The organism is Naasia sp. (assembly GCF_025465545.1).
Classification (GTDB): Bacteria; Actinomycetota; Actinomycetes; order Actinomycetales; family Microbacteriaceae; genus Naasia.
This window is the reverse complement of sequence record NZ_JAODMK010000040.1, coordinates 46,497-60,803: the sequence shown is the minus strand read 5'-3', so window position 1 is coordinate 60,803 and position 14,307 is coordinate 46,497. Positions and strand designations below refer to the sequence as shown.

Genomic DNA, 14,307 nt, shown 5'->3' with positions numbered 1-14,307 from the left:
ACTGATGACCAGAAGTCCGGACTCGGACTAGCCACGCTCCTTCCTGCTGTCCTGTCTGCTCCGGCGCACTCATGTGAGGAGACGACCTCTTGGAAGGTCCAGAAATCAAGTTCGCCGAGGCCGTTCTCGACAACGGCAAGTTCGGCACCCGCACCATCCGCTTCGAGGCAGGACGCCTCGCGCAGCAGGCCCAGGGCGCAGCAGTCGCCTACCTCGACGAGGAGACGATGCTGCTGTCCGCGACGAGCATCGGCAAGCACCCCAAGGACCAGTTCGACTTCTTCCCGCTGACGGTCGACGTCGAGGAGCGGTCATACGCGGCCGGCAAGATCCCCGGCTCGTTCTTCCGTCGTGAGGGACGCCCCTCCACCGAGGCGATCCTCGTCTGCCGCCTGATCGACCGGCCGCTTCGCCCGTCGTTCGTGGAGGGCCTCCGCAACGAGGTGCAGATCGTCATCACGGTCCTCTCGATCGCGCCCGACGAGTTCTACGACGCCCTCGCCATCAACGCGGCGAGCATGTCCAGCCAGATCTCCGGCGTGCCGTTCGACGGCCCGATCGCCGGTGTGCGCCTCGCGCTGATCGACGACCAGTGGGTCGCCTTCCCCAAGCACTCGCAGCTCGAGCGGGCCGTCTTCGACCTCACGGTCGCGGGCCGGGTCGTGAAGGACGCGAAGGGGGTCGAGGACGTCGCCATCATGATGGTCGAGGCCGAGGCCACCGAGCACGCCTGGGGCCTCATCCAGGGCGGCGCGACCAAGCCCAACGAGGCTGTCGTCGCTCAGGGGCTCGAGGCGGCCAAGCCGTTCCTCAAGCAGCTGGTCGAGGCTCAGGCCTCGCTCGCCTCGCAGGCGGCCAAGGAGGTCCGGCAGTACCCGGTCTTCCTGCCCTACAACGACGCGGCGTACGAGGCCGTGTCCGCCCTCGCGTTGGACGAGCTCGCCTCGATCTACCAGATCGCGGGCAAGACGGAGCGTCAGAACGCCGACGACGCGCTCAAGGAGCGGGTCAAGGCGGCCATCGCCCAGAAGGTCGAGGCCGGCGAGCTCGGCGCCGACGTCTCTCCGATGGTGAGCGGCGCGTACAAGGCGGTCACGAAGAAGGTCGTCCGGGACCGGATCCTCCGCGATGGCATCCGCATGGACGGCCGGGGACTCGCCGACATCCGTCCGCTCGACGCCGAGGTCGCGGTCATCCCGCGGGTTCACGGCTCGGCCATCTTCCAGCGCGGTGAGACGCAGATCCTCGGGGTCACGACGCTCAACATGCTGAAGATGGAGCAGCAGATCGACTCGCTGGCCCCGGTCACGAAGAAGCGCTACCTGCACCACTACAACTTCCCGCCCTACTCCACCGGTGAGACCGGTCGGGTCGGGTCGCCGAAGCGTCGCGAGATCGGGCACGGCTTCCTCGCCGAGCGCGCGCTCGTGCCGGTGCTGCCCGCCCGCGAGGAGTTCCCCTACGCGATCCGCCAGGTGTCCGAGGCTCTCGGCTCCAACGGCTCGACGTCGATGGGCTCCGTCTGTGCATCCACCCTCTCCCTGCTGAACGCCGGTGTGCCTCTGCGCGCCCCGGTCGCCGGCATCGCGATGGGCCTCGTGTCCGACACGGTCGACGGGGAGACCCGCTACGCGGCGCTCACCGACATCCTGGGCGCCGAGGACGCGCTCGGGGACATGGACTTCAAGGTCGCCGGCACGAGCGAGTTCGTCACCGCCATCCAGCTCGACACGAAGCTCTCCGGGCTCCCGTCGTCGGTGCTCGACGGTGCGCTCAAGCAGGCGAAGGAGGCTCGCACGGCGATCCTGGCGGTCCTGAATGCGGCGATCGATGCTCCCGACGAGATGGCGCCCACCGCGCCCCGCGTCATCAGCGTTCAGATCCCCGTCGACAAGATCGGCGAGCTGATCGGCCCGAAGGGCAAGACGATCAACCAGATCCAGGACGACACGGGCGCCGACATCTCCATCGAGGAGGACGGCACGGTCTACATCGGCGCCGTCGACGGCCCCTCGGCCGAGGCGGCCCGCTCGGCGGTCAACGCGATCGCCAACCCGCACAACCCCGAGATCGGCGAGCGCTTCATCGGCACCGTCGTGAAGCTCGCCACCTTCGGCGCCTTCGTCTCGCTCATGCCCGGTCGTGACGGCCTGCTGCACATCTCCGAGGTGCGCAAGCTGGCGGGCGGCAAGCGCGTCGAGAACGTCGAGGACGTGCTGGGTGTCGGCCAGAAGATCCAGGTGGAGATCACCAAGGTGGACGACCGCGGAAAGCTGTCGCTCGCCCCGGTGCTCGCCGAGGACGAGGCGGAGTCCGCTCCGGCCGACGCCGAGTCGGTGGACGCCTCGATCTGAGCACCACCCGTTCCGGAGGCCCGTCCCGCAGCAGCGGGGCGGGCCTCCGCCATTCCCGGACTCCGTTCCCGGACGGCGAACTCGGCAGGCGGCCTCGGCACGATTGCCGGCTCTCTCGATGCCGTGCAGTGACCGTCCGGTCCGCCCACACGGTGGCGCGGACCCGCGCGCCCACCCGGGGGGGCGCATATGCTTCCACTTCCTCGTAAAATCAAGGGAGCGACCGATCGCCGGAGGGAGGCGGGATGGAATCCGTGGCTCCCACGCCTGTCTCACGGCAGATCGGCAGCACCGGCGTCGGCGTCTTCCCCTACGGCATCGACGGCTCGATCTTCGGCTGGACCGCCGGTTACGACGCGGTGATCGACGTGCTGGATGAGTTCCATGGGGCGGGCGGCACCCTGATCAGCACCGCCGACCACTATGCGGGAGGCCGCAGCGAGGTGATGATCGGCTCCTGGCTGGCGCGCCATCCGCAGCGTGAGCGGGTGGTTATCGCGACCAAGATCGGCCGGCACCCGGACGCGCCCGGGCTTCGGCGGCGCAGCGTCCTCGACGCGGTGGACGCCTCGCTCGAACGCCTGCGGACCGGCTACATCGACCTGCTCTCCTTCGACGGCGACCATCCCGAGACCCCCCTCGAGGAGTCCCTCACCGCGGTCGCCGAGCTGATGGCGGCCGGCAAGGTCCGCCACCTCGCGGTCTCCGACTTCTCCGGCCCCCGCCTGGTCGAAGCGCAGCGGGTGTCGACCACCATCGGCCTCCCCTGGCCCGAAGCGGTCTTCGCGGAGTACAGCCTGATGGAGCGCCGCCGCTACGAGCAGGAGCTCGCGCCCGTCGTGGAGACCTACCGGCTCGGCATGCTCGCCCGGCTCCCGCTGGCCAGCGGCTACCTGCGCGGCGACTTCCGCACCCGTGACGACCTGCCCAGCTCGCCGATGTTCGCCGGGGCGCTGCGCTATGTCGGCAGGCGGGGGAACAAGGTGCTCGAGACGCTGGAGGGCATCTCCCACGAGGTGGGGGAGAACATCGGCCGGGTCGCCCTCGCCTGGGTGCTCAGCCGGCCCCACGTGTCCGCGGTCGTCGTGCGGGCGAAGGACGGACCCGCCCTCCTCGACATGCTTCCCGCCGTGGAGATCACCCTCACCCGCCACCAGCTCGCCCTGCTCGACCGGGTCAGCGGCTGACCCGTCGCCCCGGTAACGATCAGGAGATCGTCGGGGTGCCGAGCCCGCTCGACGCGTAGGCTGATCGGACAGCAGCAGCGACGTCGCAGTTCGTCGTGACTGCAGGCGGAGGCGCGAGGCATCCTCGGCGCCCTACCCGCCCTGCAGAGAACGGGAGGGGAGCATGGCGGAGCCCTCCCGCGCCCCGGTGTACGCCCAGGTCCCGCTCTGGGACTGGCCGCTCGACGAGACCCCCGTCGCCGCGTCGCCCGCCCAGCCGGCGCAGGAGGCGGCCGGACAGGCCGGTCAGGCCTCGCAGGTGGCGCCGACCGCCACCGTGCTGGAGCGCCCCGCCGCTCCGGACCGGCCGGGCGAGGAGCCCGCGGTCGCGGAGGCGCTCGGCGTGATCACCCGGTCTCTCGCCGGCATGGCCGCGACCGAGACGCGACCGCTCCTCGACGAGCCGTCGAAGCGCTACCGGCTGCGCCGCTTCGACGACACGGACCTCGCGGTGTTCCCCGTCATCCTCGGCGGCAGCACCTTCGGCTGGACCGCGAGTGCCGACGCCACGACGGCGATCCTCGACACCTACACGGAGGCCGGCGGCAACGCCGTGGACACGGCGGACTCCTATGCCGCCGGACGCAGTGAGACGCTGATCGGCGCATGGCTCCGCTCCCGGCGGAACCGGGACGGCATCGTGCTGTCCACCAAGGTCTCCCGCAGCGCCGAGCATCCGGGGCTGTCGGCCCAGAGCATCGTGCGCGCCACCGAGGCGTCCCTCGCCCGGCTCGGCGTCGAGACGGTCGACCTGCTCTACTTCCACTTCGACGACCCCGACGTCCCGCTCGAGGAGAGCCTGACCGCCGCGGACTCCCTCGTGCGCAGCGGCAAGGTGCGCTACCTCGCCGCCTCCAACTACGCTCCCGACCGGCTGATGGAGGCGCGGATCACGGCCGGACAGCTGATGCTGCCGCGCTTCGTGGCCGTGCAGGCCCACTACAACCTCGTGCACCGAGCCGAGTACGAGAAGGATCTGCTCCCCATCGTGCGGGCGCAGGGTCTCGCCGTGGTGCCCTACTTCGCCCTCGCGAACGGATTCCTCACCGGCAAGTACCGGGGCCGCAGCAAGGAGGCCAGGGGCTCCGACGCGCACTCGCGGGCGGTCCGGGTGGAGCAGTACCTCAACAAGCGCGGCTTCCGGGTGCTCGACGCCCTCGAGGACGTGGCCGAGCAGCAGGGCGTCTCCATGTCGACCGCCGCCGTGTCCTGGCTGCTCACCAAGCCGCTCGTCACGGCGCCCGTCGTGAGCGCCAGCCGGCCGGAGCAGGTCGCGGAGATCGTCGGGGCGGCCAGCGTGCACCTCAGCCGCTCGCAGGTCACGGCGCTCGACAGGGCGTCCCAGTACTGACTCCCCGCAGCAGGCAGAACCGCGCAGAACAGGCGGTTCCCGCCCGTTTCCGCCTGCCGAGCGCAAGCGTGCCTGCTGAGAACCAGTGCGGAAGTGCGCCGGCGGTCAGCGGGCCTCGGCGAAGATGCGGCGCGCGGCTCGCAGCAGGGCGGAGTTCGCGGCGACGGTGTCACCGGCGTAGCCGCCCGCCATCGCGCCGTCCCGCAGCAGGTAGAGCTCGTCGGCTGCCGCACCGGGAGTGGGGTGGCCCGACTCCGCCAGCAGGTCCTCGAGGAACGAGGTGAACCAGTCGCGGTGCGCGCCGATGGCGCGACGCACCGGATGGGCGGGATCGGAGAATTCGGCCGCCGCGTTGATGAAGGGACAGCCGCGGAAGTCCGGCCGGTTCGTGTCGGCGACGATGGTCTCGACGAGGGCCTGCAGCGTCGCCGCCGCGCTCGGGCTCGACTCGGCCAGCTCGGTCATCGACTCGCGGACCTGACGATCCCGGCCGGCGACGTACTCGAGGATCAGGGCGTCCTTCGAGCCGTACTGCTTGTAGAAGGTCGCCTTGGTGACGGCCGCCTCGGCGATGATGCGGTCGATGCCGACCGTGTTCACCCCCTCCGCGTAGAAGAGCCGGTCGGCCACCTCGAGGAGGCGGATCTTCGCGGCAGAGGGACGCCGGGCGGCTGGGATGGGGGCGTCAGCCGCCACGGCGTCCTCCTTCGGTCGCACGAGTGCGACCGTCTCAGTCGGCGGGCGAAGCCGCGTCCGACATGGATCGCTCGGTTTGGGGAGAACCGAGCGAACCGTTGAGCCAGGGAGGGTAGCCCTGGTGTTTCGATCCGGGGGGATCGTTGTCACGACAGTATCAGAAGGTGAGGACAGACAAGTCTGTTTGTCCCCCTCATAACCGACCCCAGTCCGAGTGCCGCTCAGAGGGGGCGCACCCTCGTGACGTAGGGTGAACGCGATGTCAGGCGTCGATCTTCCCCTCGACGAGCCGGACCTCCTCTTCGCAGAGGCGGGCACGCTCGTTCGTCGCACGGTACATGCGTCCGGCATCCGCATCCTCTCGGAGGAGGTCGCCGGCGCCAAGAGCGCGACCGTCGGCTTCTGGGTCCCCGTCGGCTCCCGGGACGAGACGACCGTCGCCCGGGGCTCCACGCACTTCCTCGAGCACCTGCTCTTCAAGGGCACTCCGCGCCGCAGCGCCCTCGACATCGCCGTCGCGTTCGACTCGGTGGGCGGCGAGCACAACGCCGCGACCGCCAAGGAGTACACCTGCTACTACGCCAAGGTGCGCGACGTGCACCTCGGCATGGCGGTCGAGGTGATCGCCGACATGGTCGCCGCATCGCTGCTCGACCCCGACGAGTTCGAGCTCGAGCGCGGGGTCATCCTCGAGGAGCTCGCGATGGCAGAGGACGACCCGGGGGACGTGGCGAGCGAGCGCTTCTTCGAGGCGGTCCTCGGTGACCACCCGCTGGGCCGTCCCATCGGCGGCACCCCCGACACCATCGCCGGCGCGAGCCGGGATGCCGTCGCAGAGCACTACCGTTCCGAGTACCTGCCCTCCCAGCTCGTCGTGAGCGCGGCGGGCGGGGTCGATCACGACGAGCTCGTGCGCGGGGTGCTGCACGGCCTGCGCGCCTCGGGCTGGGCGCTCGAGGACGTCGCCCCGCCGGCCTCCCGCCGAGCCGAGGTGCGGCCGCTGGAGCGCGGCACGGCGCTCACCCTCGTCGAGCGACCCACCGAGCAGACGCACCTCCTCCTCGGCGTCCCCGGCCTGGTCGCCGCTGACGAGCGCCGCCCCGCGCTCTCGGTCCTCAACTCGATCCTCGGCGGCGGCATGTCCTCGCGGCTCTTCCAGGAGGTCCGCGAGAAGCGCGGGCTCGCCTACTCGGTCTACTCCTACGCCGCGTCGTTCTCGGATGCCGGGGTCGTGGCCCTCTCCGCCGCGTCCGCCGCTGCCAACGTCGGGACTGTGGCCGAGCTGATGCTCGCCGAGTTCGCCCGCCTGGCCGACGAGGACGTGACCGCGCTCGAGCTGCAGAGGGCGGTCGGCCAGCTGGCCGGCTCCTCGGCGCTCGCTCTGGAGGACTCCGACGTGCGAATGTCCCGGCTCGGCCGGGCCGAGATCGGCACGGGGGAGTACCTCAGCCTGGACGAGCAGGTTCGCCGCTTCGAGGCGGTCACGATCGGCGACGTGCGCGCCCTGGCGGGGGACCTCCTGGGCCGCCCGCTCTCGATCACCGCCGTTGGCGCGGCCGATGAGGCGCGCCTCCAGGCCCTCCTGCCGGACCTCGCCGGCCAGCCGGCCGGCCGCTGACGTTCTTCCCCTTCCGCACCCCACGTTAGGACAGCGTTGTCTCACTACCTCTACCTGGTCCGCCACGGCGAGCAGCAGGACGCGCAGCACGGACTTCCGGACGGGCCGCTGTCCGCCCGTGGGCGGCGTCAGGCCGAGCTGATCGCGCAGCGTCTCAGCGGTGTCCCGTTCACCGGGGCGTGGCACTCCCCGCTGCGCCGGGCGGAGGAGACCGCGCAGGTGTTCGGTCAGGTCGCACCCGCCGTGCAGTCGCGCCCCTCCGCGCTGCTGTTCGACTGCATCCCGTCGGGCCCGACGCCGGATTCGCCGCGCTCCTTCGACTCCTGGTTCCACTCGGTGACGGAGGCGGAGATCGAGGCGGGCCGCGCCCAGATGGAGGACGCGGTCTCGGAGTTCCTGGCTCCCGCGCGCGGTGAGCGGAACGACCTGCTCATCACGCACAACTTCGTGATCGGCTGGTTCGTGCGGCATGTCTTCGACGCCCCCACCTGGCGCTGGCTGGGCCTCAACCAGGCCAACTGCGGGCTGACCATCATCCGCGTGCGCTCCGCCAAGCCTCCCGTGCTCGTGGTGCACAACGACCTGGCGCACCTGCCCGTCGAGCTCCGCACCGGCATGCCGGAGCCTCAGCCCTTCTAGGCGGCCCTCCCCGCTCCGGTGCGTCCGCGTCAGCGCCAGAACACGGCGAGCCGACCGGCGAGCGTCATGCCATGGTCGTGGCCGGCGCGGCCGGCGGGCGGACGCAGCGACAGACATCGCGTGACGCCGAAGAAGTGCTCGGCGCTGCTGTCCGGGAAGATCGTCGCGACGCTGCTCTGCGGGCGCGCAGCTGGTCCACCGGGTGGCCAGCTGCATGCCCCAGGCCACCGGCGTGCGTGACCTCGCGCCGAACGGCGACAGCACCAGCACCCGCGCGAACCCGGCTGCCAGGTCGGCATTCTCGACGTTGGACCGGTAGCCCCCGCCGATGTATCGGCCGTCGCCGATGCGGTAGGCGAGGCCGCTGGACGGCAGCGGCGGAGATGGCGGCATGCATCTCGGCCGGGGCCGCGCTCGTCACCTGGGCCGCGGTCGTCGATCCGGCAGACGTCCCGATGATGAGATCGGCGTCGGTCAGATCGAGCCCGGCCTCGGCCAGGCCGGCGAGGACTCCGATCAGCCAGGCATTGCCGGTTCGACCCGCCCCCCGGACCGGTGCTCGGTCGGTGGCCGTCGTGGACGGAGAGCGCGGGATTGCGGAAGGTGTGGTGTCCAGGGGAGTCGCCTCTCGCGAACTGCCCAGTCCGGTGCTCCCGGTGACGACTACGTGCGTCGCGCGATCGTGGACTGTCGGGGAGCCCCCTACGCGAGCGCCTTGCGATACCAGTTGGTCGCGTTCGGGTTGTCGTTGTAGGGCGGGATGTCGGTGAAGCCGGACGAGCGGTAGAGCCCGCCCGCCGCGGTGAGGGTTGCGTTCGTGTCCAGCACGAGGGTGGCCGCTCCGAGCCGCACGGCCTCGCGCTCCAGCTCCGCGAGCAGGGCCCGGCCCCAGCCCCGTCCCCGCGTCTCGGGCCGCAGCCACAGGTGCTTCACCTCGAACACGGGACCCTCCTCCGCGTCCTCGAGCCGGCGCACCCCGCCGCAGCCGACCGCCTCCCCGGCGTCGTCCTGGACGAGGAGGAAGATCCCTGCGGGCGGCACGAAGCGGCTCGCGTCGGGCGGCACCACCAGGTACCTGCCGCCGGAGAAGCCGAGCTCCCGTGACGAGAAGTACTCGTCCAGCATCCGTTGCGCGGCGGAAGAGTCGGCTGCCGCAGGGACGAAGCGCATGCGGAGAGCCTAGATCGGCCCCTTGCTAGGGTTGGCGCGTGGACAACCAGCCCTCCTCGAGCGCCACGCGCGTCGCGATCGCAGGCGCGACGGGCCGGCTGGGCCGGCTGGTCTCCCGCCTCGTCGAGGAGTCCCCGGACTTCGCACTCACCGCCGGGATCGGCTCACAGGGCGACCTCGACGAGCTGGGCGGGGCGGACATCATCGTCGACGTCACCCTGCCTCACGTGTCCCCGCGGATCGTCGACTACGCCGTCGCGCACGGCGTCAATGTGGTGGTCGGCACGTCCGGCTGGTCGGGCGATCGGATCGAGACGCTCCGCCGCACCGTCGCCCGCGCGCCCGCCGTCGGCGTGCTGATCATCCCCAATTTCTCCATCGGCTCGGTGCTCGCGACCTCGTTCGCGGCGATGGCCGCTCGCTTCTACGACTCGATCGAGATCGTCGAGGCGCATGCGGCGACCAAGATCGACTCGCCGTCGGGCACCGCGGTGCGCACGGCCGAGCTGATGGGCGCCGCACGATCGGAGCTGGGCCCGGTGGGCGCCCCGCACGCGGACCAGCGCGCCCGCGGGCAGCAGGTCGCCAGCATCCCGGTGCACTCCCTGCGCCTCCAGGGGATCGTCGCGAAGCAGGACGTGCACTTCGGCGGCGTGGGGGAAGTGCTCACGCTGAGCCACGAGACGCTCTCGCCCGCGGCGTATGAGGCGGGCATCCTGCTCGCTCTGCGCGCCGCGCGGACCGCACGCGGGGTGACGGTGGGGCTCGAACGGCTGCTCGACCTCCGGTTCCGCATTCCAGGCGATCCGCCCGCGGGACGCACCTCGGACGGCGGCACGTCCGGCCAGGCCGCATCCGCCACGTCCGCGTGACCGCGGAGCGGACGGAGACCCGACCGTGACCGGCAGGTTCGCCGTGGCGGGCATGGCGCTGCTGCTCCTGCTCTATCTGGTGCTCGTCGCCCAGCGCGCGGTGCTCTTCGTGCTCTCGGGAGAACCGGTCGCGATCGCGCTCGGTATCGCGCTGGGGGTCCTGCCGGTCCTCGGAGCCTGGGCCCTGCTGCGCGAGCTGCTGTTCGGGCTGCGGTCGCAGCAGCTGGCCGACCGGCTGGCCGCGGAGGGTGCTCTGCCGGTCGACGACCTCCCCAAGCGGGCGAGCGGCAGGCCGGAGCGCGACGCCGCCGACGCCGAGTTCCCCCGCTACCGCACGGCGGTGGAGCAGACGCCCGAGGACTGGCGCGCATGGTTCCGGCTGGGCCTCGCCTACGACGCGAGCGGCGACCGCAGGCGTGCCCGCCAGGCGATCCGCCAGGCCATCACGCTCGAGCGGCGGCCGGTACTTCCGGGCTGAGGGCGGCGAGGGCCTCGGCACTGGTGGGGTGCCGGAAGCGGAACCCGTCGGCGAGCAGCCGCTCCGGCCGCACGAGCTGGTCGGCGAGCAGCAGGTCGCGGCCGGCGTCCTGCAGGGCCAGCTCGAGCACCTTGCGCGGCACCGCGAAGGCGAAGGGGCGGTGCAGGCTGCGGGCGAGTTCGCCACCGATCTCTCCGGCGGTCGCGGGCTCCGGAGCGACGAGGTTGACCGGCCCCGCCAGGTCCGAGGTGAGCAGGTGCACGATCGCGGCCGCCTCGTCGTGCAGGCCGATCCAGGCCCACTGCTGGCGGCCGGTGCCGAGCGGCCCGCTGATGCCGAGTCGCGTGAGGAGGCGCAGCGGCTTGAGGGCGCCGTCGTGGCCGAGCACGACGCCCGAGCGGAGGAGCACCGTGCGGGTCGCCTCGGGGGCGAGCCGGGCCGCTGCCTCCCACTGCTCGACCACGTCGGACAGGAACCCGGTTCCGCGGGGGGACTCCTCGGTGAGGACCTCGCCCGGCCGGCTGCCGTAGTAGCCGACCGCGGAGCCGCTGAGGAAGACCTGCGGCGGGCGCGCGGCCATCGACATCGCCTCCACCAGCGCCTGGGTGGCCTTGACCCGCGAGCGGAGGATCTGGGTGCGCCAGCCGGCGGTCCAGGGCAGCCGGCTGAGTGAGGCCCCCGACAGGTTGATCACCGCGTCGACATCGTCGAGCAGGCGGAAGTCGAGGATCTTGGCGTCCGGCGCCCAGGTGAACTCGGCCGGCGTCTGCGGAGGGCGTCGCACCAGGGTGAGGACGGTGTGCCCGGCCGCGGCCAGCTGGTGGGTGAGCTCGCGGCCGATCATCCCGCTCGCGCCGGCCACGAGGACCCGCAGCTTGCTGTCCTTCGTGATCGGGGGACGAGGCGCCGGCTTCGGGGCGGGCGGAGCGGCTGCGGCGCTCGGCCTTCCGGCGGCTCCGGAGGCGGCTGCCGGGGCAGCACCGGCCGGGTCGGCGGGCCTCGCGGGCGGCACCGGAACGCGCTTCGGCTTCGCCGGTGGCACGGGTACGCGCTTCGGAGCGGCCATGGCACCACCCTACGGCTCCCCCTTCGGACAGCAGGCTCTCCGACGCTCCGCCCCCTCGGTTCCGTCCGCGGCTAGGGTCGGAGCCGTGACAGACACTCAAGCCCCGGAGGCGTCCGCGCCCATCGAGTTCCGCAGCGACGTGGTCGTCGAGCTGGTTCGGTCCAGTGCCCACGACTCCGACGTGCTCTTCGCCGCCCGCGTGTCCACCCAGGGCGAGCAGACCCTCGAGGAGGCGCAGCACGACCCCGCGGTCACCGAGAAGCGCGACCGCGGCCTCATCAACTACCTGATGCGCGACCGGCACGGCTCGCCCTTCGAGCACAACTCGATGACCTTCTACGTGCAGGCGCCGATCTTCGTCTTCCGCGAGTTCATGCGCCACCGCATCGCCTCATACAACGAGGAGTCGGGCCGCTACCGCGAGATGCGCCCCGTGTTCTACGTGCCGGGCGCGGACCGCAACCTCGTCCAGGTCGGCAAGCCGGGCGCATACGACTTCGTCCCGGGCGAGCCCGAGATGACCGCCCTCGTGGATGAGGAGGCGCGCGCCGTGTGCACCCAGGCCTATCAGGCATACCAGCGGATGCTCGCCGCGGGCATCGCGCGGGAGGTCGCGCGGATCGTGCTCCCGCTCAACCTCTACTCCTCCATGTACGTGACGATGAACGCGCGTGCGCTGATGAACTTCCTCTCCCTGCGCACCAAGCGCCAGGACAGCCACTTCCCGTCCTTCCCGCAGCGCGAGATCGAGATGGTGGCGGAGAAGATGGAGTCCCTCTGGGAGGAGCTGATGCCGCTCACCGCCGGGGCGTTCGGCGCGAACGGCCGCGTCGCCCCCTGACGGCCGCCTGCCCCCTCCCCGTCCACTCCCCGTCCCCCTCCCCGTCTCCCGCCCCCCTTCCCGTCTCCCCCCTCCCGCCCCCCTCGCTCAGCAGGCGTTTCTGCCTTGAGCAGGCAAAAACGGCCCTCTACGGGATCTGAAGGCGAATCTGCCTGCTGAGCGATAGGGGGCAGTCACGGAAGGTCAGGAGCGCGGGGAGGGCGTAGGGTCGCCGGATGGGTCGAGGATGGGCGCTCGTCACCGGCGCGACCGCCGGGATCGGCGCCGAGTTCGCGCGCCAGCTCGCGCTGCGCGGCTACGACCTGGTTCTCGTCGCCAGGAACGAGGAGCGGCTGCGGTCCTTCGGCGAGGAACTCTCCGGGAGGACCGGGGCCCGCACCGAGGTCCTCGCCGCCGACCTCTCCGTGCGCGCGGACCTGGAACGGGTCGAGGCGCGGCTGCGGGATCCCGAGGAGCCCGTCACCTACCTCGTCAACAACGCGGGCTACGGGCTGCGCGCGCCGTTCGACGAGAGCTCGCTCGCGGACGAGCAGGCCCTTCTCGACGTGCTGGTCACGGCCCCGATGCGCCTCAGCCATGCCGCTCTCGCCGCCATGCTGCCGCGGGGATCCGGCACCATCCTCAACGTGGCCAGCGTCGCCGCCTACTCCCCGCGCGGCACCTACGGCGCCGCCAAGGCCTGGGTGCTCTCCTTCAGCCGCTCGGCCAACATCGCCTACCGCCGCCGTGGAGTCACCGTGACCGCCGTCGCCCCCGGCTTCGTGCACACCGAGTTCCACGACCGGATGCGCGTCCGCAAGGACACCATCCCGAAAGTGCTCTGGCTCGACCCGCCCTCGGTCGTGCGCGCCGCGCTCCGCGGCGCCGACCGCAGGCGGGCCGTGACCATCCCGAGCCTCCGCTACAAGGCGATCGTGGCGCTGTCGCGCCTGCTTCCGGCGAGGATCGTCGCGAAGGGCGCGCTCCGAGCCAGATAGCCTTGACCCCGTGCACGCGCAAGACAACCCGTTCGGCCAGGTCCTGGTGGCCCTGGTCACTCCGTTCACCGCCGACGGCGAAGTGGACTGGCCGGGCGTCGAGAAGCACATGGACGACGTGATCAACGCGGGCGCCGACGGCATCGTCGTCACCGGCACCACGGGGGAGACCAGCACGCTCACCGACCCCGAGAAGGTGCGCCTCGTCGAGACGGGCAAGGATGTCGCCGCAGGCCGGGCCAGGATCGTCACCGGCGGCGGATCCAACGAGACGGCGCACGCCATCGAGCTGTACCGCAAGAGCGAGCGGGCGGGCGCGGACGGCGTCATGATCGTCACGCCGTACTACAACAAGCCCACCCAGGCGGGCATCCTCACCCACTTCCGGATGATCGCGGACGCCACCGACCTGCCCGTCATCCTCTACGACATTCCCGGCCGCACCGGGGTCGCGATCAAGTACGAGACGATTCTCCGGGCGTCCAAGCACCCGAACATCCGCGCCGTCAAGGATGCCAAGGGCGACCTCAGCGAGGTCAGCCGGGTGCTCAACCAGACCGATCTGATGTACTTCGCGGGCGACGACGCCAACGCGCTGCCGACGCTCGCGATCGGCGGCACCGGCTTGATCGGCGTCACGGCGAACATCGCCCCCACCCCGTACCGCACCATGATCGACGCGGTGAACAGCGGCGACCTCGCGTCGGCGACCGCGGCGCACAAGGCCCTCGAGCCGCTCGTCCGCGCGGTCATGACTCACGTGCCCGGCACCGTCGCGGCGAAGTACATCCTGCACGGCCTGGGCCGCATCTCCTCTCCCCGCGTGCGGCTCCCGCTCGTGGGACCCGAGGAGTGGGAGGCCGCGCAGATCGAGGACGAGATCGACCTCGTCAAGGACATCCCCGGAGCGAGCTTCCGCAACTTCCGGCCCGACCGCAACGCGGCCGCCGGTGGAGCGCTGCCGAAGGTCGCCGGCACCACACGCTGAGATTTCCCCCCGCCGCCACGAGGCGGCCCAG

The 14,307-nt window shown here is 71.5% G+C and carries 13 protein-coding genes; 10 read left to right on the top strand and 3 right to left on the bottom strand.

The window, feature by feature from the left end:
• The first annotated feature begins 89 nt into the window (after positions 1-89).
• The 3 genes from JWR33_RS10410 (at position 90) to JWR33_RS10400 (ending at position 4,931) form a co-directional block, all read left to right on the top strand.
• Positions 90-2,354 (top strand): polyribonucleotide nucleotidyltransferase, encoded by a 2,265-nt coding sequence (locus tag JWR33_RS10410; protein ID WP_297411729.1) that lies wholly within the window; start codon positions 90-92, stop codon positions 2,352-2,354.
• Positions 2,355-2,599: 245 nt separating this feature from the next.
• Positions 2,600-3,541, top strand: coding sequence for an aldo/keto reductase (locus JWR33_RS10405; protein WP_297411727.1), 942 nt, complete (start codon positions 2,600-2,602; stop codon positions 3,539-3,541).
• Positions 3,542-3,704: 163 nt separating this feature from the next.
• Entirely contained in the window at positions 3,705-4,931 is a 1,227-nt protein-coding gene (locus tag JWR33_RS10400; RefSeq protein WP_297411725.1) for an aldo/keto reductase, read from the top strand.
• 105 nt (positions 4,932-5,036) lie between these two features.
• Here JWR33_RS10400 and JWR33_RS10395 read toward each other — a convergent pair whose 3' ends face one another.
• Positions 5,037-5,627: a TetR/AcrR family transcriptional regulator gene (locus JWR33_RS10395; protein ID WP_297411723.1), complete on the bottom strand. Its 591-nt coding sequence runs from the start codon at positions 5,625-5,627 to the stop codon at positions 5,037-5,039.
• A 259-nt stretch (positions 5,628-5,886) separates the two neighbouring features.
• Between JWR33_RS10395 and JWR33_RS10390 the strand changes: the two genes are divergently transcribed.
• Both JWR33_RS10390 and JWR33_RS10385 read left to right on the top strand, forming a co-directional pair.
• A complete protein-coding gene (locus tag JWR33_RS10390) occupies positions 5,887-7,245 on the top strand; it encodes a pitrilysin family protein (RefSeq protein ID WP_297411721.1) in 1,359 nt (452 codons plus the stop codon).
• A 36-nt stretch (positions 7,246-7,281) separates the two neighbouring features.
• Positions 7,282-7,884: a histidine phosphatase family protein gene (locus JWR33_RS10385; protein ID WP_297411719.1), complete on the top strand. Its 603-nt coding sequence runs from the start codon at positions 7,282-7,284 to the stop codon at positions 7,882-7,884.
• 702 nt (positions 7,885-8,586) lie between these two features.
• Here JWR33_RS10385 and JWR33_RS10375 read toward each other — a convergent pair.
• Entirely contained in the window at positions 8,587-9,054 is a 468-nt protein-coding gene (locus JWR33_RS10375; RefSeq protein ID WP_297411717.1) for a GNAT family N-acetyltransferase, read from the bottom strand.
• 38 nt (positions 9,055-9,092) lie between these two features.
• Between JWR33_RS10375 and dapB the strand changes: the two genes are divergently transcribed.
• Together dapB and JWR33_RS10365 are read left to right on the top strand one after the other, a co-directional pair.
• Positions 9,093-9,926, top strand: coding sequence for a 4-hydroxy-tetrahydrodipicolinate reductase (gene dapB / locus JWR33_RS10370; RefSeq protein ID WP_297411715.1), 834 nt, complete (start codon positions 9,093-9,095; stop codon positions 9,924-9,926).
• A 52-nt stretch (positions 9,927-9,978) separates the two neighbouring features.
• Positions 9,979-10,404 carry a hypothetical protein gene (locus tag JWR33_RS10365; protein WP_297411897.1) on the top strand — a complete coding sequence of 142 codons (426 nt, stop codon included), beginning with the start codon at positions 9,979-9,981 and terminating at the stop codon, positions 10,402-10,404.
• Here JWR33_RS10365 and JWR33_RS10360 read toward each other — a convergent pair.
• Positions 10,370-11,470, bottom strand: a complete 1,101-nt coding sequence (locus tag JWR33_RS10360; protein WP_366074072.1) for a TIGR01777 family oxidoreductase — start codon at positions 11,468-11,470, stop codon at positions 10,370-10,372. The two genes, JWR33_RS10365 and JWR33_RS10360, sit on opposite strands and share 35 nt — an antisense overlap.
• 85 nt (positions 11,471-11,555) lie before the next feature.
• Here JWR33_RS10360 and thyX point away from each other — a divergent pair, with 85 nt between their 5' ends.
• From thyX to dapA, 3 genes are all read left to right on the top strand, one after another.
• Positions 11,556-12,311, top strand: a complete 756-nt coding sequence (gene thyX, locus JWR33_RS10355; protein ID WP_297411713.1) for an FAD-dependent thymidylate synthase — start codon at positions 11,556-11,558, stop codon at positions 12,309-12,311.
• Positions 12,312-12,526: 215 nt separating this feature from the next.
• A complete protein-coding gene (locus JWR33_RS10350) occupies positions 12,527-13,288 on the top strand; it encodes an SDR family oxidoreductase (protein WP_297411711.1) in 762 nt (253 codons plus the stop codon).
• A gap of 10 nt (positions 13,289-13,298) precedes the next feature.
• Entirely contained in the window at positions 13,299-14,276 is a 978-nt protein-coding gene (dapA, locus tag JWR33_RS10345; RefSeq protein WP_297411708.1) for a 4-hydroxy-tetrahydrodipicolinate synthase, read from the top strand.
• Positions 14,277-14,307: the final 31 nt, after the last annotated feature.

Coding starts and splice junctions, on each gene's coding strand:
- JWR33_RS10405 (WP_297411727.1), top strand. CDS start 2,600: ATGGAATCCGTGGCTCCCACGCCTGTCTCACGGCAGATCGGCAGCACC.
- JWR33_RS10400 (WP_297411725.1), top strand. CDS start 3,705: ATGGCGGAGCCCTCCCGCGCCCCGGTGTACGCCCAGGTCCCGCTCTGG.
- JWR33_RS10390 (WP_297411721.1), top strand. CDS start 5,887: ATGTCAGGCGTCGATCTTCCCCTCGACGAGCCGGACCTCCTCTTCGCA.
- JWR33_RS10375 (WP_297411717.1), bottom strand. CDS start 9,054: ATGCGCTTCGTCCCTGCGGCAGCCGACTCTTCCGCCGCGCAACGGATG.
- JWR33_RS10365 (WP_297411897.1), top strand. CDS start 9,979: ATGGCGCTGCTGCTCCTGCTCTATCTGGTGCTCGTCGCCCAGCGCGCG.
- JWR33_RS10360 (WP_366074072.1), bottom strand. CDS start 11,470: ATGGCCGCTCCGAAGCGCGTACCCGTGCCACCGGCGAAGCCGAAGCGC.
- JWR33_RS10350 (WP_297411711.1), top strand. CDS start 12,527: ATGGGTCGAGGATGGGCGCTCGTCACCGGCGCGACCGCCGGGATCGGC.